We start from the raw sequence: 17958 nt of genomic DNA, 5'->3' as shown, positions 1-17958 counted from the left end.
AAACCGCTTCGCCATTTTTTGCCTGTGCTGGCAGGCGTTAGGCTACTAAGTCTTGCGTAGGTTTCATTCACTGATCCTCAACAAGTAATCTGTTATTAAACATGAATAAGGAAATTGAGATGTTTAGTCATATTATGATCGGGACTGATGATATTGAAAGGTCGAAAAGTTTCTATGATTCCGTACTAACCGTAATTGGAGTCACAGAGTCAGTGGACAACGTGAATGATACGGGGCAGAAACGATTTTTCTATTTCCATAATGGGTCTACGTTTTGCCTCACTGAGCCGATAAACGGTGAACCAGTAAGCTCAGCTAATGGTTCAACTATTGGGTTTGCATGTGAATCGCCAGAACAAGTAAAAGAGTTCCATTCAGTTGCCATAGCCAACGGTGCTACTAGCATTGAAGGTCCTCCGGGCTTACGTGATAACTCTACGGGTAAAAAACATCTGTGCTACTTCTTGGACCTAGACGGACATAAAATCTGTGGTATGTATCGTTGTAAGTGATGTGCACTTATCAGCTGCGTTGCCTAACAAACGGTTCAAGTGGATTCGTAACGCTCGGCACTTTTGGCGTCAATATTGGCTTATGTGATTGCGGTGTTTAATTTTAGTTCGGTGGTGCGTCACTCACCACTTAACCGGGCGTTAGCCCTATCAGAGGAAAATAATGAAATCTGCGGTATTAGTTATTGATGTTCAGTCGATTCTGTTCGACCCGGAACCTCAACCATTTGAATCACAAATCGTACTCACCAAAATTAATGAGGTTACGAAATTCGCGCGAGCTAAGTCTGTTCCAGTTATCTTTATCCAGCACGAGCAACCTAAATCTGTTATTGAATACGAAAGTGAAGGTTGGGCATTGCAGTCGAGCTTAATTACACAAACTGGTGACTATATTGTTCGCAAAACAACACCAGACTCGTTCTTAAATACTAATCTTCAAAGTGTTTTGAATGAACTCGATGTAGATAGCTTAATTGTGTGCGGCTACGCCTCAGAGTTTTGCGTTGATACCACCATTCGCAGAGCAGCAGGTTTAGGCTATCCCGTAACTTTGGTTTCGGATGCTCATACAACTCATGATAAGGAACACGCCAGTGGGGCTCAAATTCGAGAGCACCATAATGCTACGTTGCCTAATATTTCGAGTTTCGGTGTCAAAATCGAAGCGGTAGAGGCACACAACCTTTGGGCATAGGGCTAATAAGTTGTTATAAGCTACAAGGAAATTTCAGTTTTGAATTATGAAGTACTGGAGCAAACTCCAAGTTCGGAAGAATATTGTCAACTAAGATTGGATGCTGGCCTGTCTGCTAAATCACTTGAAGCGGCACATGTAGGTTTAAGTAACTCGCTTTATACAGTATGTGTTAGAGATTCTAATGGTTTGGTAGGCATGGGGAGAGTTATCGGTGATGGGGCATGCTTTTTCCAGATAGTAGATATAGCAGTCAATCCAAACCATCAGGGTTTGGGTTTAGGTAAGACGATTATGGAGAAAATAGAGTCTTATCTCGAAAAAGCGGCAAATGACGGCTCTTACGTATCACTAATAGCCGACAAACCAGAGTTCTACGAAAAGTTAGGCTTTAATTACACAGCGCCAGAAGCTTATGGAATGTATAAGAGGCTTAGAAAAAGTCGCTTATAACACATATGAGCCCTTCTCCGGTTAATAGGCAATAGCATTCTTTTGGCTGCGTCAGCAGCCAATGCTCTCGAACAACAAAGCAGTCTACTTTGTTTTTCCTAATCTGAAGTTATCCGAAGTAGACGCTATAGAGCTTTAGTTCCAACCCGTTTCTGTCCATGTTCGTGCTAGGCCGATCTGCTCTAGCACGTTTTTGCCCCAAAGTTTGTTAGGGGCTCTTTATGAAACAATATATTAATGGTCGCCAACGTATTATTCGTTGGCGACCACTCAATAAGTTACGTCATCTATTTTAGTGTCGAGAATCTTGCCTGATAAGGCGTCAATTCATTCCCTTCCATCGTTAAGGGAGCGTATAAATTAGGTCTACGACCTCTGATCCAGCGTCTGCCTGTACACATATTTAGATCTTTCGCATTGAGATCAGCAATAACCATATCATTATCGACGCAGCCAGTTTCAGCGATAATTTCGCCGTAGGGATTGAGCACCATCGCATTCCCCGTTCTAACTTCATCCATATCAACCCCAACACCGTTACTAAAGATCAGGAACATGCCATTATCATGGGCACGCGCGGGTAGCCAACGCATTAACCATTTTCTTCCTTTAGAACCTTGCATTTCAGAACGAATCGAATCTGGATTCTGTTTACGATTATGCCAAAGCTCGGGATCAATCAACCCCATCGCATTGGGGCTGCGAGAGTTCGTGCCGCCTGTTTGATGAGGCGCGACTAGGATATCAGCCCCTTTTAATGCTGTTATTCGAACATTCTCGACTAAATTATTATCCCAGCAAATCAGGATCCCTACGCGGCATCCATGTGGCGTATCAAATACAGTGTATTCATTACCACTTCTCATGTGTTCGCTGACAAACGTATGCAGCTTTCTGTGTTTGGCTATCTGGCCATCAGGCATGGCCATTATGTAAGAATTATAGAAATTTCCGTCCTTGTCCTTTTCAATTAAACCTGCTCCTATGCTGAGTTGGTATTGTTCAGACATTTTTAGCAAGCGTTGAGATGTTTCCCCTTGTGGGATGAACTCGGACAAATCATTGATCTCTGATTTTTTAAGTTTCGAAACATGCCAATAACCAGTCACACACATTTCAGGGAATGCGATGATTTTTACCCCTTGTTTAGCCGCCTTTTCTACGTAACTTTGAATGACCGATAAGTTGTAGTTTTTATCGTTCGCATGGTGGTTAAATTGGACAGTCGCAACACGGATATCTTTCATAATTGTTCCCTTTACTTGGTGAATATCAACCATTTTAAAAAGGTCGTTTGATTCCGTATAATGAATAAAATTCCTATATTTAATGACCTTATGGAATGGATTTTATCGATTTACGCGCATTCTGCCAGTTAGCGTTAGATGGTAACTATCGAGTAGCTTCAGAGCACTTACACATCACTCAGTCAGCTTTAACTAAGAAGATTCAGCGCCTTGAAGCTTTTTGTGGAGTAGTTTTATTTGAGAGAGGAAGACAAGGAGCCAGTCTTACTGCGGCAGGCGTAGCTCTTTTACCTGAAGCGCAACGAATTGTATCGAGTTTTGAATCTTATAAATCTCTAACTCAACGAGTCGCCAAGGGAATTGCAGGAACTCTTAATATAGGTTTTGGTATATCTTCCTACCACCTTGCACCAGATTACATAGCTAAGTTTAAAAAACACTACCCAGAGATCCACATTACACTTAACGATATACCATCTCAAAAGCAGTCAGAGTTCCTACTTCTGGGGGATCTTCATCTTAGCTTTAGTCGACTACCAGCTGTAGCTCCGCTGACGGGCGTGAAGCTCTGTACAGATCAATTAGTGCTTGCGATACATAGAAGCCAAATCATAGACAAAAACAAATTATGGTCTTCGTTAGATTCAATCGATTATTTACAGCTTAACCCTGAGCGAGGTAAGGGGCTAAGCCAACAAATTAACATGCTATTAGAGGAGCATGAGAAAAAACTTAATGTAGTTCAGGAGGCCGATGATATTCAAACATTGTTGGCACTAGTATCAGCAAATTTGGGCTTCACTATTGTTCCAGCAAGTGTAAAGCATATTGCGAATGAGCACGTCGTTTTTTGGGAACTGCCCGGGGAAAGTAGCTCATGGGATGTCGGCCTAATTTGGAATAAGCAGTTAGAGAGCTTTGCAAAAGATAATTTCATTCAATTTGTTGAGAAGATGCAAATTGAACGTAGTTGATTCTATAGGTGAATGGCCACCGAACTCGTAGGCTGTAGTAACCTAGATTTTCCCCTACCCCAGTTTATCTGATCTGTATGGCTTAGAGTTCCAACTCTAAGCCATTTTTGTCCAATTCCAATTTACAGCGTCAGAAGTGGACCCCATTGGTTGGACACACAAGCTAATTTCTAAAGTGTTTGATCCAGCTCATGCTGCGTATCTTTGCCTACCGAAGTAGGCTTCATCAGGAGTGAGGTCATTGAGTCCCTGATGGTTGCGCTCTTCGTTATAGAACACCATGTAGTTGCCGATTTCAAGCTCAGCTTCTCGGGGTGTGGTATAGGCTTTTAAGTAAACCTCCTCATATCTTAAGCTACGCCATAATCGCTCGATGAACACGTTGTCGACCCAGCGTCCTTTCCCATCCATGCTTATCCGTACACCATGGTCAATGAATCTCTGAGTAAACTCAGTGCTAGTAAACTGGCTGCCTTGATCTGAATTGAAGATATCGGGCGGCCCGTAGTGTTGCAGTGCGTCTTCGAGAGCCTCAACGCAAAAGCTTGTATCCATCGTATTCGACAAGTGCCAAGCCAGTACTTTGCGGCTATACCAGTCGATAATGGCCACCAGGTACAGGAACCCCTTCGCCATGGGGATATAGGTGATGTCAATCGCCCAAGTTTGGTTTGGATAAGCAACATCGATATCACGCAGCAGGTAGGGATAAACCTTGTGTGCTTTGTTCGCCAGTGTTGTTTTGGGTTTGGGATAAATCACCCCTATGCCCATTTCGCGCATGATACGTACGATACGCTTGCGATTAACGTGACGCGCCTTTTTAGCCAGCTCAGTTCGAATACGCCGACTGCCCATGAACGGATATTGCAGATGAATTTCATCAATCATACGGCGCAATTCCATTTCCTCATCAGAGAGTCCGATGGGGTGATAGTAAGCCGTAGAGCGAGCAATATTGAGAAGCTCACACTGGCGTTTTATCGGCAATGGGGTCGATTTAACCAGCGAGTTTTTTCGCTGGGCCCGGTCTAACGACCGAGCACTTTCGCCAAAAAATCATTTTCCATGGTCAACTGACCGATCTTGGCGTGGAGTTTATCCACCTCTTCGGAGCTATCCTGGCCCAACTGACTTTCAGAAGCAAAAATCATGGCCGCATTATCCAGCAGCTCTTTCTTCCATGTTGAGATTTGGTTAGCGTGCAGGTTGTACTGTTGCGCTAACTCGGCAACCGTTTTATCACCTTTAGCGGCGGCAAGCGCTACCTTCGCTCTAAATTCGGGTGAGTGGTTTCTACGTTTTCTTGTCATCATCTGCTCCAGTCTTTCTGGGGACTATCAGAACAGATCAATCACCTAAAGTCGTGTCCGAAATTTGGGGGCCACTTCTATCGTTGATCGCTGTAGGGACTTGATGACGAGTTATTGGCTGGCACTCCAGCAATCCGATACCGCTTTGATGTTGGAAACCCAGAAAAATATTGGGAGGTTTAATCGCAAAAATCCTTGTATATCCATCAAACAAACAGACCTGAGACGGTCGGTGAAGTCGCGCCAGCGCTATGTGGGTAAGAATCAGCGGGGCATTCAGGTGAACGACAAATTGCGGTACTTGAATGAGGCGGTGAGTTGGTAGCGTCGCGAATCCCTTTTCTAAACAGTTTTTGGCCAATTCCGACTTAGCTTTTGTGCTCTCCATCGACCAATTCTTAGCGCTATTTACGCAAAGTGACACTCGCTTTTCACTTTGTTGTTTTAGCGCATTGGCGGCTGAGCCCACAAAAAGAAACCGAGCCATTGGGATAGATATGGACGCGCCCGATTCACGGATTTCACCTCTCGGTCTGGTGCAACACCGTGTTTGGGCGCGTCCATTGTGACTATTGGTATGGGCTAGTAGATGTGCACCGCGCCGGTATCACCTCCACCGCCAATTTTTCCGTCACCGTTAATGCCAGTGGCACCGGAATCTTCATAGATAGCCCCCACCGCGAGGGTGTTGCCATTCCCTGCCACCGATACCGAGTGGCCAAATAAATTGTCACCTGTAAGGGTATTATACTTGGGCTTGATGTAGGCCTCCTGCGACCATTTGTTAAAGTCAAAGCGGTACACATACGCAGCGCCTCTACTACTTACACTATTATCGGTCTCGTTACCGTTAATGCCGGTGTCATTGGACTTTTCCTTTGTAGCCCCCACCGCGAGGGTGTTGCCATTCGATGACAGTGATACCGACGTGCCAAATTGGTCACTTGCCCCGGCATTCGAGGCCTTGATGAAGGCCTCGTCCGACCAACGGCCACTGGCAAAGCGGTACACATACACCGCGCCGGAATTACTTTCCCCGGTATCGTTAGAGCCATCGGCATTGGAATCTTCCGAATAAGCCCCCACCGCGAGGGTGTTGCCATTCGATGACAAAGATACCGCCCAGCCAAATTGGTCACTTGCCCCGGTATTCGAGGCCTTGATGAAGGCCTCCTCCGACCAATTGCTACCGTCAGAGAGGTATACATACACCGCGCCGGAATCACTAGCCCCGGTATCGTTAGAGCCATCGGCATTGGAATCTTCCCCATAAGCCCCCACCGCGAGGGTGTTGCCATTCGATGACAAAGATACCGCCCCGCCAAAATAGTCAGTTGCCCCGGCATTCGAGGCCTTGATGAAGGCCTCCTCCGACCAATTGTTACTGTCAAAGCGGTACACATACACCGCGCCGGAATTATCAGCCCCGGTAGCGCTAGAGCCATCGGCATTGGAATCTTCATAGCGAGCCCCCACCGCGAGGGTGTTGCCATCCCCTGACACCGATACCGAGTAGCCAAATTGGTCACTTGCCCCGGCATTCGAGGCCTTGATGAAGGCCTCCTCCGACCAACGGCCACTGGCAAAGCGGTACACATACACCGCGCCGGAATCACCAGCCCCGGTAGCGCTAGAGCGATCGGCATTGGAATCTTCCGCATAAGCCCCCACCGCGAGGGTGTTGCCATTCGATGACAAAGATACCGAGTGGCCAAAATAGTCATTTGCCCCGGCATTCGAGGCCTTGATGATGGCCTCCTCCGACCAACGGCCACTGGCAAAGCGGTACACATACACCGCGCCGGAATTATTTTCCCCGGTAGCGTTAGTGAGATCGGCATTGGAATCTTCTCCAATACTCCCCACCGCGAGGGTGTTGCCATCCCCTGACACCGATACCGAGTTGCCAAAATAGTCACTCGTCGAGGTATCCGAGGCCTTGATGTAGGTTATCAATGTTGTCAGGTCTGATGATGTTAAGGATTCGTAACCAGACGGTGTTTTGTCCGTGCTGTTTTCGGCTAGCACAAAAAATTCAGCCAAATGATTTTTCAGTGGGCCCAAACTCAGAGTAAGCGATGTTGTGTCAATCGTTTCGCCCAGCTTTTCACAGTCATCATCGAGTGCATCATTTTTTCTGCACAAGGTATATCCCGTTGCATGCTCGGCGCTATCCCAGGTAAAGGTGACAGGATGATAGCCATTTGAGAGCGCACCCACATTCGGGGCCGCTAAATTCAGTTGCCCAGGAGCGGGAGAGAGGGCTTGCTTACCAGACGCTGTTTTGCCTGTACCGTTAGAGGCCAATACAAAATAATTAGCCAGTTCGTCCAAATTTAGATTGGCAGTAAGCGAGGTATTGTTAGCTTCGGTTTCTAATAGAAATTGACAGTTATCGTCTTCTGATCCGTCTTCTCTGCACAAGGTATAGTGCGTCGCATACTTGGCGCTATCCCAGTTAAAGGTGACAGGGTAAAAACGAGAACTATCGTTGAACGCACCCACCTGTGGCCTCGCTAAAACCGGCATCTCTGGTTTGGGAAGCGATACGGCTATCTCAGTAGACGCCGTTGAGCCCGAACTGTTTTTGGCCAATACAAAATAGTCAGCCGGCGTGTCCAAACTCAGAGGCAGAGTCAGCGATGTAAGGGCCGTCGTTTCGCCCACCATTGCACAGTTATCGTCTTGTGATGCATCTTTTCTACACAGGAAATAGCCCGCCGCATTCGTGGCGCTACTCCAACTGAAGGTGACAGGATAAGCATCACCTGTGAGCGCCCCCACCGTCGGTTGTGCTAAAACCGGTGCGCCCGGTAAAGGGAGACTATTCGCGTCCCCCGGTACGGAGGCTGTCGTATTTGCGTCATCCCCCCCACAAGCGGTGAGTCCGAGCGAGAATACCGGCACCACCCATATCGCTTTCTTGAAGAAATACATCCTATGTCCTCGATAAATTACGTCTAATGGTTGTGAAGCGTGTTAAGTCCATCAGCACACCCACAAATCGGGTGCGCGTATAATTTCGTATCGAAAAATAAGCTAGAAGAGATTGAGGGGAATTCAACGATGAGAATATTGATTCACAAATAAGACTGAGACACTGTGGAAATCAGATTAATTGTTAAAGCAGACAGTTACTGAGAGAAATCTGGTGAAATACAGAAAGAAAGTTTCACAGTTGAGACACACCACTCCTTTAAAGAATGCGGCGCACTTCAACATAATTGGTTTTGTTTTGTTTTGTTTTGTTTTGTTTTGTTTTGTTTTTCTTTTTTCCGCGCCATGACGGACTCAGTGACACTGGCTTTGGGGCAGAAGCGTGCTGAAGCTGCCAGCTGCTGAGAACTTCCAGAGGTACACAGAGTAACGAAAGGGCATTGAGTATGACTTATGCCACGGCTTTTACGCTCAGTGTGTATCCTGTTTTATCGGAATTAATTGAAAGTGTGGCTGTGTTGATACGCAAAAAATTATTGATAAAAATAAGTGAGTTATCTTATTTGAGAATACTTTGACAAGTGTATTAACGGTTCCTTTATTTGATTTGAATGAAAGACTGGGCATTTTAATCAGTGTCTAACATTAACATACTGTTAATTATCACCTTTTGTATGCATTAACTGACATTGAACTTCTTATTGAACTCTATGAATAAAAGTTGGGGCTATTGTCCGATAATTTAAAAGGTTGAGTAAGTCTAATTGAAGAGCAGTAGCAGCTATTGATGTGCCATTGTCGCGTTGTCTAGTGTTAACGTAAAAATTCAAAAAATGGAACGAAGGTCATGGCTGGGGATAAGGTTGGTGTAAAAAATAGAGCTACCCAGAGCGGATGTAGACGAATTAATCATTGAACTGAGTGCGTTACTAGACTTGATGTTAGTGGAAGGGACGGAGCTTTCAGATGACACGAAGATATAGGTTCGACAGACCATATTGAAGTTAGTGGCTATGCTGAAGGTGAATGAAGGCCCGAACATCAAAGAGTAACTCATGGGATAGGAAATCAAGCTTTGCTGAATCTGACCTAAGGGCCTGTAGTTGTGAAACTGCAGGCCTTTTTATTATCTCCGACTACCTTCCAGCTCCACCTCTAAAAATGGGGCACGAAATGGGACACTTTTTCTAAAAGGGGCATGAATTGGGGCAGTTTACGAAGGGTTGTACGGGGTTACTAAGAGCAACATACTTATCACAACCCATTGAAATAATTGCAAGCTACTTATATTGCTAGAGTTTATGCAAAGAACATTAATTCAAGATATAAACTTACCGCTGGGTCAACGCCAGTTTGATACCCAGTCCGACAAACAATGTTCCTGTAACCCTGTTAAACCAGCGAATAAACTGAAGCTTTGCCAGAGTCTGCTTCATCAACTTTGCGGCTCCGCCATAAAAGATCAAAGAACCAAAAGAGAGCGCCATAAAGGTTAGCGTCATAATGAAAAACTGCGGTGCGACACGTGCACTGGTATCCAGAAACTGCGGAAAAAAGGACGCAAAAAAGACGATGGCTTTGGGGTTGGTTATCGCCAATAGCAAGCTTTCACCGAAGTAATGGCGATAGCGCTTGTTCGGTTTGTCACTCTCTTCTACCTTTGAATTGCCTATTCGACTTGAGCGGAAAATCTTGATGCCAAGGTAAATCAGATAAATAGCACCAATGGCTTTAAATACTGTAAAGACGAAGGAAGATGTCATCAAGAGTGCGCCAAGGCCAAGCATAGACACCACCGACAGAATGAACAATCCGACGATGTTGGCGAAGCTTGACGTAGCAACCACTGACATTTTGCCGGTGAGACCATTGCGGATGGCCAACAAAATAGCTGGACCCGGACTGGTCACATAGAAAAATGAGACAAAGAGATAAAGCAAAAAAGTCTCTAGCAGCACTAAAAACACTCCCATAAGTTTGATTGAGTAGGTTTTACAGATCCAGATAAAGCCTCAGCATATCTTTATGTTGCACCCCATTCTCCCAAATGGGTTCATCATAGTTGTCCAAAAAATGGCCTGTGACAACATCAAACACCCGAAACCCCATACGCTGATAGAAAGTTAACTGATAGCCAAATGTCCCCGTACCTAGTTCTAATCTCTTCATGTCTTTCGCACGAACAAACTGGATCATGTAACGAAGCAGTTGTGTTCCACAGCCTTTACCCTGAAATTCTGGGGAAACGGCAATGTTAAACAACTCAGCGCGCTTGTCGCCGATGGGCTTCACAACACATGCGGCCACAACCTTGTCACCAAAACTAGCAACTACGCACCAGGAGTCGAGTATGTAGGAAGCAATACTGGATGCTGAAGGGTCTGCTTCTAGAAGTAGTGAAGCTGGAATGTGCTGTGGAGTCACCTCGCTAAAAGTCATGTTAGAAGGCATCAGTTAGACACCCTTTGCTGGTGGGTGGTTTTCGTAAACATCATCGAAAGAAGCATAAATTTCCTATTTGCCGAACGTGACTCTGTGTTTGGTGTTCACACAACGAAAACCCGAGTCAAGCCAATTAGGTTGACCGATCTTCGTGCAACGAAATTCGACCGTATGACTATGAGGTCCGGTAAGGTAGATGGAATGCTTTTGACCTTTTGAACCATGACGGTACACAAAACCATCATTGCTCAATGACGTGTTGGTCGAAATGAGCAAAGATCCTGTTTTCATTGATTGGAAAGATCAGTAGGCACTGGTGATCCAGATTGTTCTCTGTCTCTGTTGGAGCACCGCATCCTTGCCTTCCCAGATGACTATGAATGTCGACAACGTCAATCAACGCGCTTCCTGCGAACCACTGGGTTAATCCTGTTTCAGGGAATGTTTCCCGCTCCAAGTAACAGCCGAGTGCGAGAGTATAAAGTGTGAATATCGTATCGCGTTTTTCAGTTCTGAGAACGAGATGAACTATGCCTAGAATGTTAAGCATGTTTCCTCTCGGACGCGATGATGAGACGCTTGCCTTGAAATGTGGACTTTTTGCGCGGATTACAGCGATGTGATGGGCAAACCGCGGCGTCTTGCTTTTGATTTGTATCGTGCTTCTTTTATGTACCATCCAAGTGTACCAAGGAGTACTGATACCAATATGATCATCAGCAATTGGGATGGGAAGTGGATAAAGAAGACATCAATGGTGGATACAGGTTCGTAGATAAAAAGTGTGGTTAGGCGCGCTGATAGCAGAACGATGCTAAAAAAAAGCGCCGTACGGATGATGTGGGAAAACTTTCCATATCGGCGTTCTTCTCCCCACCTATAAAAGCGTCTGTCGAGTTCCATATTCGTTCCAGCATTCTTATCTAAGGCTCTGATGCAGAAGAATAAAGCGAACTATCAAGTTTTTGCATTACGAGGTTTGAATCTGCGAGGCACTTAGCGGGAAGCGCGGTTGTAAAACCGAGGAGCATCCTGTCGCGGGAGGTGCACGAGATTTAGGTTGGCTTGAATCGCAGTGTTTACCGCCAGTGAGGTTGGTGTGCCGAGCGTGATGAGTGTACCTACACCGGATAAAACCGCTTTCTGAACTAACTCAATACTGCAGCGGCTGGTGACCAGCAAAGCTAGATTCGGTGTCAGTGCTTTACTGCGAAGTGCGGTTCCCAGAGTTTTATCCAATGCATTATGGCGGCCAATATCTTCGCGACACAGCAAAATGTCACCTTTTTCATCCAACAACATCGCCGCATGAATCGCACCGCTGATATGTCCTAGCGATTGCCAGTGTCGGAGTGATTCCCGTAATTTCAACACGCTGTCGTTACTCAAGGTTTCGACGTAAGGTAAAGGTTCGAGCTTGGGAATGGCATGGTCGAGGGACTCGGTACCGCAAATACCGCAGCCAGTGCGGCCAGCTAAGTGCCGTTTGGTCAGGGAAAGCCTCGCTTGCGCACGGTTGGCAAGCTGAACATCGGCTATCAGCGCATCACTTCTATGCTGAATGTTGATGTCGTGGATTTCGCTGCCGGTACGTATTATCCGTTCAGTGAAGGAAAAACCGTAGATGAAGTCCTCAATATCCTGTGGTGTTACCATCATCACAGCATGACTGACACCGTTGTAACCAATAGCAAGCGGAGTTTCTGTCGGTAAGGTAGCAAACGATGTGACCTGACTTGCGTCATCGATGTAGTGATGCAAAGAGTGCGGAGGAAGTGGCGCATCCGGATGCGCGTCGTTGTCTTTTATTTTTCTATTGGTCATTCTCTGCCCCGAATAGTGGGTTTCTCACGAATCATAGCGCCATCCAGTTTACCGCGCAGAACCTATGAGTGAAAAGGTGATATCACTACTTGTCGCAAACGCATTTCGGGCGGGCGCATTTGCACATTTCTTGCCGAGATCACCCCTTTACCATGCCTAAAATACGGTGGCGTTTTTCCGCCTGATAGCAATGAAAAGACTACACTTTTCAGTGCCGTGACAAATTCGGTGACGGCGTTAGATTTTTCGGAATTCAGGACAATGGAATGACAGATTACTCAGGATTCGGGCTGTTCAAACATGCGCTCACTTTCCATGAAAACTGGCAGCGCGCATGGCGAAACCCAACGCCAAAACCGCTTTACGATGTGATTATTGTTGGTGGTGGCGGCCATGGCCTTGCGACGGCCTATTATCTCGCGAAGGAGTGTGGGGTTAAGAATGTCGCGGTGATTGAAAAAGGCTGGCTCGGTGGCGGTAATACGGCGCGTAATACGACGATTGTGCGTTCGAATTACCTTTGGGATGAAGCTGCTCATCTTTACGAGCACTCACTCAAACTTTGGGAAGGCCTTTCACAGGAGCTTAACTTCAACTTGATGTTCAGTCAGCGCGGTGTGTTGAACTTGGGTCATAACCTCCAAGACATGCGTGACATTGAACGTCGTGTCAGCGCTAACCGATTAAATGGTATCGACAGTGAAGTACTGGATACCAGAGGTGTTCAAGCGCTAGTCCCGCTTCTCGATTGCTCCAATAATGCGCGTTACCCGGTGCTGGGCGCCAGTTGGCAGCCGCGTGCCGGGGTTGCTCGACATGACGCCGTTGCATGGGGATATGCCCGCGCTGCTGACCAGTTGGGCGTGGATTTAATCCAGCAAACAGAGGTGACAGGTCTGCGCATTGAAGAAGGTAAGGTGAAAGGTGTCGAAACTTCACGTGGCTTTATTGGTGGAGAAAAGGTTGGCTGTGTCGTCGCGGGTAACTCTGGTGAGTTGGCGCGCATGGCGGGAATGACGATGCCGCTGGAATCTCACCCCTTGCAGGCGATGGTTTCTGAGCCTGTGAAGCCATGTATCGACACCGTCATCATGTCTAATGCTGTTCATGGATACATTAGTCAGTCGGACAAGGGTGACTTGGTGATTGGTGCAGGTATCGACAGCTATAACGGGTTTGGGCAACGTGGATCCTTCCCTGTTATCGAACACACTATTTCTGCGATCGTTGAGATGTTCCCATTCCTCAGCCGGGTACGTATGAACCGCCACTGGGGTGGGATTGTCGATACTTGCCCGGATGCTTGTCCCATCATCAGTAAAACTGACATTCAAGGGCTCTACTTCAACTGCGGTTGGGGCACCGGTGGCTTTAAAGCCACGCCGGGCTCAGGCCACGTGTTTGCACACACCATCGCGAATGATTCGCCGCACCCCATCGCGGCACCATTTAACCTCAACCGTTTTTTAACGGGTCATTTGATTGACGAACACGGCGCTGCCGGTGTTGCGCATTAGGGTCAACAGACCATAGGGAAAGGAACGCAAATGCTACGGATTTATTGCCCCTACTGTGACGAATACAGAGAAGAAGACGAATTCAGCTATGGCGGTGAGGCACATATCGTGCGCCCGCTGGAGCCGGAAGCCTTAAGCGATAAAGAGTGGGGACATTACCTGTTCCACCGTAAGAACATCAAAGGCAGCCATCGTGAAATGTGGTATCACGCCGCAGGCTGTCGCAAGTTCTTCAACGTGCAACGCAACACAGTGACTTACAAAATTGAAGCAGTATACAAAATCGGTGAGTCCGCTCCCGAAGAAAGTGAGGAGGCAGGTGAATGAGTCAGGTAAATCGTTTAAACGAAGGCGGACGTATCGACCGTAGCTCGTCTCTCACCTTTACTTTTGAAGGTAAGGCGTATCAAGGACATAAAGGAGACACGTTAGCTTCTGCCCTTTTGGCCAATGGTGTAAAAGTCGTAGGACGCAGCTTCAAATATCACCGCCCACGCGGCATTTTGGGCGCTGGTGCGGAAGAGCCTAATGCGATTTTGCAGCTTGGTTCTAATGAAGCGACCTCTTTGCCAAATCAGCGCGCGACACAGACCGAACTGTATGATGGCTTAACTGCTCGCGTGGCGAATGCCTGGCCAAGTCTTGATAAGGACTTCCTGTCGGTGGTCGGGAAAATTGGCGGTGCAATGATGCCTGCCGGTTTTTACTACAAGACTTTTATGTACCCCGAATCTCTTTGGCCGACATACGAAAAGCATATTCGTAAGGCTGCGGGTCTGGGAGAAATTCCACGTGCGAACGATCCGGACAAATACGATCACATGCATCAGCATTGTGAAGTACTCATTGTTGGCGGAGGTGCTGCAGGTCTGGCTGCAGCAAGACAGTTGCTGGGTTTGGGTCAGCGTGTAATTCTGGTGGATGAACAGTCCGAATTTGGCGGTAGCCTGCTGCATTGCCGTGAGAAGTTAAACGGTAATCCCGCGACCGATTGGGTCGCAGAGACTCTGGCATTTCTCAATGCTGATCATAACTTCATGTTATTGCCAAGAAGCACGGCGTTTGGCTACTACGACCACAATTTCGTGGGTGTTGTGGAAAGGCTTACCGATCATTTGGGCGATGGAGTCAGCGGAGTTCGCCAGCGCATCCATCATATCCGTGCAGAACATGTCCTGCTGGCAACAGGGGCGATTGAGCGTCCTTTAGTGTTTGGTAACAACGATTTGCCAGGCAGTATGTTGGCATCGGCCGTTCAGATTTACCTTCGTCGATATGCGGTTGTACCCGGTGATGAGCTGGTAGTTATGACCACCAATGACGAAGCCTATGATACTGCGATTGAGTGGCACAACAGCGGTAAGACAGTGGTGGCTATTGTCGATACGCGCTCGTTTTCAGATGGCGACCGCGTGAAAGAAGCCAAAGCTTTAGGTATTCCTGTATTGTATGGCCATGCCATCACTAACCTCCAAGGTGGCAGCCATATTACTGGAGCTGAAATTGCGCCAATCGACCGTGATGGAAAGAGCGTCAATGGCGCAATCAAGGTGCTTAGCTGCGACACAGTGGCGACCAGCGGCGGATGGAGCCCTGCGCTGCATCTCAGTTGTCACACGGGCGGTCGTCCAACTTGGCGCGATGATATTGCTGGCTTTGTGCCTTCAAATACCGTTGAAGGGATGGATTACGCAGGGTCGGTCAATGGACAGAGTGCGTTACTTGAAGTGATTCAGGACGGGGCAGCCAAAGCTAAGGTTATTTCGGATGCTTTGGGGGTTGAACTGGCTGATATGTCAGTCCCGGTTGTCGATACGCTGCAAGCTGATGCAACTATGGCGATGTATTTGGTCCCCCATCGCTTACCTGTCAGTCGAGCACCAAAACAGTTCGTTGATTTCCAGAACGATGTCACAGCTGCAGGTATTGAGCTGGCAGTTCGGGAAGGTTACGAATCCATAGAGCACATTAAACGTTACACCGCGATGGGTTTTGGTACCGATCAGGGTAAAACGGGCAACATCAATGGAATGGCGATTGCCGCCAATGCGATGGGCAAATCCATTGCGGAAACCGGAACCACAATTTTTCGTCCTATGTATACGCCTGTGACCTTTGGCGCACTGGCTGGACAGCATGTGGGTAAGCTATTTGATCCTGCGCGTTACACCGCGATGCACGAGTGGCATGTCAAAGAAGGGGCATTGTTCGAAAACGTAGGTCAATGGAAACGCCCTTGGTACTACCCAAGAAACGGGGAAACCATGGATGAAGCTTTGGCGCGTGAGTGTAAGGCTACCCGCGAAAGTGTCGGCATTCTGGATGCATCAACACTCGGAAAAATCGACATTCAGGGTAAAGACGTGCGTGAATTTCTGAACCGTATCTATACCAACGGTTGGGACAAGCTGGCGCCGGGACGCTGCCGCTATGGGCTAATGTGTCACGAAGACGGCATGGTGTTCGATGATGGTGTGACGTCATGTATATCTGATTCTCACTTCATCATGACCACCACATCGGGCGGCGCAGCAGGCGTGCTGCAATGGCTGGAAGTGTGGCACCAGACCGAATGGCCAGAGCTGGAAGTTTATTTCACCAGTGTGACTGATCAATGGGCGACCATGACGATTTCTGGTCCTAACTGCCGCAACGTGTTGCGTCAGTTGGTTGGGAATGAAGATGTCTCAGAAGAGGCCATGCCATTTATGAGCTGGAAGCCGATGAAAGTGGCAGGCGTGGATGCTCGTGTTTTCCGCATCAGTTTCACCGGTGAACTGTCGTTCGAAATTAACGTGAATGCCAACTATGGCCTCTATGTGTGGGAGCAGGTGATGAAAGCCGGGGAAGCCTACAACATCACTCCTTACGGCACCGAAACCATGCACATTCTTCGTGCGGAGAAAGGCTTTATCATTGTCGGGCAGGATACCGATGGATCGGTGACACCGCAGGATCTCAATATGGGCTGGATAACGGGTAAACAGAAAACCTACAGCTTCTTGGGACGTCGTTCATGGTCGCGGGAGGACACCTCCCGTACCGACAGAAAACAGCTGGTGGGTCTTAAATGCGTGGAATCGCACAAGGTAATCCCAGAAGGGGCGCAGGCAGTGGATAACCCTGACCAACCAGTTCCTATGACCATGGTTGGGCACGTGTCCTCATCCTACTACAGTGCGGTATTGGGGCGTTCCATTGCATTTGGCCTAATCAAAGATGGCCTCAACCGTATGGGGGAATATGTTTACTTCCCATTGGCCAATGGTAAAACACTCAAGGCGGAAATTTGCAGCTCAGTGTTTTACGACACCAAGAATGAAAAGCCATTAAATGCGCATGAAGATGACGTATTGGCACTGTCAGAAAACTATGAGCCGATTAAGCGTACACCTGTGCATCATCTTGGTAAGTCGAACCCATCTTCACCGGGCGTGCATTTACACGAGCGAGTTGGTGTTAGCCACCTTGTGTTACGTGGTGAGCCCACTGCAGAGTTCTCTGCCGCCGTGGAAAGTGTGTTGGGGCTGACGCTACCTGTTTCGCCCTGTACCTCATCAGTGAATGATTCGCTACAGGTTTGGTGGCAATCGCCAGATGAGTGGCTGGTCCTCAGCTTTGTTCAGGATGCAGGCACCATTGAGCAGAAGCTTCGGGAAGCGTTGACAGGGCATTTCCAAATCACCGATGTGACTGGCGGGCAGACATTACTGACGCTGGCTGGCTCACACGCCAAAGACGTGTTGAAGAAGTCTGTTTCTTACGATGTGAATAGTAGCCACTTCACCATGGGTAAGTGTGTGGGCACATCTTTCGCGAAAGGGCAGGTATTTATGCGTCACCATAGTGAAAACTGTTATGACTTGATTGTACGCCGGAGTTTTGCTGACTACATCGCGCTTTGGATACAGCAATCTGCCGACGAATACGGATTGGCGCTGGACTGCTAACTCAATACTCATTGCCCGCTTCTTGCGGGCTTTGTTTTTCTTAGCCGCGCGACGCATTACCCATCTGCATTAGTGATATTGTCTATATACCC

General features: G+C 47.5%; 15 protein-coding genes. 7 read left to right on the top strand and 8 right to left on the bottom strand.

The genetic code is table 11. The annotated features are described in order from the left end of the window. The first annotated feature begins 101 nt into the window (after positions 1-101). From VP504_RS19105 to VP504_RS19095, 3 genes are all read left to right on the top strand, one after another. Positions 102-512: a VOC family protein gene (locus VP504_RS19105; protein WP_325894994.1), complete on the top strand. Its 411-nt coding sequence runs from the start codon at positions 102-104 to the stop codon at positions 510-512. A gap of 163 nt (positions 513-675) precedes the next feature. Beyond that, positions 676-1209 (top strand): cysteine hydrolase family protein, encoded by a 534-nt coding sequence (locus tag VP504_RS19100; protein ID WP_281546258.1) that lies wholly within the window; start codon positions 676-678, stop codon positions 1207-1209. 39 nt (positions 1210-1248) lie between these two features. Beyond that, positions 1249-1662 (top strand): GNAT family N-acetyltransferase, encoded by a 414-nt coding sequence (locus VP504_RS19095; protein ID WP_002541868.1) that lies wholly within the window; start codon positions 1249-1251, stop codon positions 1660-1662. Positions 1663-1949: 287 nt separating this feature from the next. Here the strand turns inward: VP504_RS19095 and VP504_RS19090 are convergent, their stop codons facing one another. Next, a complete protein-coding gene (locus VP504_RS19090; protein ID WP_129124377.1) occupies positions 1950-2942 on the bottom strand; it encodes a nitrilase family protein in 993 nt (330 codons plus the stop codon). A gap of 62 nt (positions 2943-3004) precedes the next feature. Here VP504_RS19090 and VP504_RS19085 point away from each other — a divergent pair, with 62 nt between their 5' ends. Beyond that, a complete protein-coding gene (locus tag VP504_RS19085; RefSeq protein ID WP_002538149.1) occupies positions 3005-3883 on the top strand; it encodes a LysR family transcriptional regulator in 879 nt (292 codons plus the stop codon). Between the two features lie 189 nt (positions 3884-4072). Here the strand turns inward: VP504_RS19085 and VP504_RS19080 are convergent. The 7 genes from VP504_RS19080 to fdhD all read right to left on the bottom strand — a co-directional run bounded on the left by VP504_RS19080 (position 4073) and on the right by fdhD (position 12399). Next, a protein-coding gene (locus VP504_RS19080) for an IS3 family transposase (protein WP_325895446.1) occupies positions 4073-5196 on the bottom strand; the annotation gives its coding sequence in 2 pieces (ribosomal slippage) (positions 4073-4944 and positions 4944-5196; 1125 coding nt in all). 582 nt (positions 5197-5778) lie between these two features. Further along, positions 5779-8133 (bottom strand): FG-GAP repeat protein, encoded by a 2355-nt coding sequence (locus tag VP504_RS19075; protein WP_325894993.1) that lies wholly within the window; start codon positions 8131-8133, stop codon positions 5779-5781. Positions 8134-9464: 1331 nt separating this feature from the next. Further along, positions 9465-10091 carry a LysE family translocator gene (locus VP504_RS19070; RefSeq protein ID WP_325894992.1) on the bottom strand — a complete coding sequence of 209 codons (627 nt, stop codon included), beginning with the start codon at positions 10089-10091 and terminating at the stop codon, positions 9465-9467. A gap of 34 nt (positions 10092-10125) precedes the next feature. Further along, complete coding sequence (locus tag VP504_RS19065; RefSeq protein ID WP_084387677.1) at positions 10126-10584, bottom strand: GNAT family N-acetyltransferase; 459 nt, start codon at positions 10582-10584, stop codon at positions 10126-10128. A 232-nt stretch (positions 10585-10816) separates the two neighbouring features. Then, positions 10817-11125, bottom strand: coding sequence for a VOC family protein (locus tag VP504_RS19060; protein ID WP_325894991.1), 309 nt, complete (start codon positions 11123-11125; stop codon positions 10817-10819). A 59-nt stretch (positions 11126-11184) separates the two neighbouring features. Continuing rightward, on the bottom strand, positions 11185-11478 hold the full coding sequence (locus tag VP504_RS19055; RefSeq protein ID WP_325894990.1) for a hypothetical protein: 294 nt from the start codon (positions 11476-11478) through the stop codon (positions 11185-11187). Positions 11479-11571: 93 nt separating this feature from the next. Further along, positions 11572-12399, bottom strand: a complete 828-nt coding sequence (gene fdhD / locus VP504_RS19050) for a formate dehydrogenase accessory sulfurtransferase FdhD (RefSeq protein ID WP_325894989.1) — start codon at positions 12397-12399, stop codon at positions 11572-11574. Between the two features lie 266 nt (positions 12400-12665). Here fdhD and VP504_RS19045 point away from each other — a divergent pair, with 266 nt between their 5' ends. The 3 genes from VP504_RS19045 to VP504_RS19035 are packed head-to-tail and all read left to right on the top strand — an operon-like array spanning position 12666 to position 17866. Next, positions 12666-13916, top strand: a complete 1251-nt coding sequence (locus VP504_RS19045; RefSeq protein ID WP_325894988.1) for a sarcosine oxidase subunit beta family protein — start codon at positions 12666-12668, stop codon at positions 13914-13916. A 30-nt stretch (positions 13917-13946) separates the two neighbouring features. Continuing rightward, entirely contained in the window at positions 13947-14243 is a 297-nt protein-coding gene (locus tag VP504_RS19040) for a sarcosine oxidase subunit delta (RefSeq protein WP_325894987.1), read from the top strand. Beyond that, the gene (locus VP504_RS19035; RefSeq protein ID WP_325894986.1) at positions 14240-17866 is read left to right on the top strand and encodes a sarcosine oxidase subunit alpha family protein; all 3627 of its coding nucleotides are present in this window, start codon (positions 14240-14242) and stop codon (positions 17864-17866) included. The genes VP504_RS19040 and VP504_RS19035 overlap by 4 nt, the downstream gene beginning before the upstream one ends. Positions 17867-17958: the final 92 nt, after the last annotated feature.

Source organism: Grimontia sp. NTOU-MAR1 (genome assembly GCF_035758505.1).
In the GTDB taxonomy this organism is placed as follows: Bacteria; Pseudomonadota; Gammaproteobacteria; order Enterobacterales; family Vibrionaceae; genus Enterovibrio; species Enterovibrio marinus.
The sequence above is the reverse complement of the archived record's forward strand: the minus strand, read 5'-3'. Positions and strand labels throughout refer to the sequence as shown.

Bases quoted from the DNA above. Each gene is read 5' to 3' on its own strand.
- VP504_RS19040 (WP_325894987.1), top strand. From the start codon at position 13,947: ATGCTACGGATTTATTGCCCCTACTGTGACGAATACAGAGAAGAAGAC.
- VP504_RS19085 (WP_002538149.1), top strand. From the start codon at position 3,005: ATGGATTTTATCGATTTACGCGCATTCTGCCAGTTAGCGTTAGATGGT.
- VP504_RS19100 (WP_281546258.1), top strand. From the start codon at position 676: ATGAAATCTGCGGTATTAGTTATTGATGTTCAGTCGATTCTGTTCGAC.
- VP504_RS19045 (WP_325894988.1), top strand. From the start codon at position 12,666: ATGACAGATTACTCAGGATTCGGGCTGTTCAAACATGCGCTCACTTTC.
- VP504_RS19035 (WP_325894986.1), top strand. From the start codon at position 14,240: ATGAGTCAGGTAAATCGTTTAAACGAAGGCGGACGTATCGACCGTAGC.
- VP504_RS19105 (WP_325894994.1), top strand. From the start codon at position 102: ATGAATAAGGAAATTGAGATGTTTAGTCATATTATGATCGGGACTGAT.
- VP504_RS19055 (WP_325894990.1), bottom strand. From the start codon at position 11,478: ATGGAACTCGACAGACGCTTTTATAGGTGGGGAGAAGAACGCCGATAT.
- VP504_RS19090 (WP_129124377.1), bottom strand. From the start codon at position 2,942: ATGGTTGATATTCACCAAGTAAAGGGAACAATTATGAAAGATATCCGT.
- VP504_RS19065 (WP_084387677.1), bottom strand. From the start codon at position 10,584: ATGCCTTCTAACATGACTTTTAGCGAGGTGACTCCACAGCACATTCCA.
- VP504_RS19060 (WP_325894991.1), bottom strand. From the start codon at position 11,125: ATGCTTAACATTCTAGGCATAGTTCATCTCGTTCTCAGAACTGAAAAA.
- VP504_RS19075 (WP_325894993.1), bottom strand. From the start codon at position 8,133: ATGTATTTCTTCAAGAAAGCGATATGGGTGGTGCCGGTATTCTCGCTC.
- fdhD (WP_325894989.1), bottom strand. From the start codon at position 12,399: ATGACCAATAGAAAAATAAAAGACAACGACGCGCATCCGGATGCGCCA.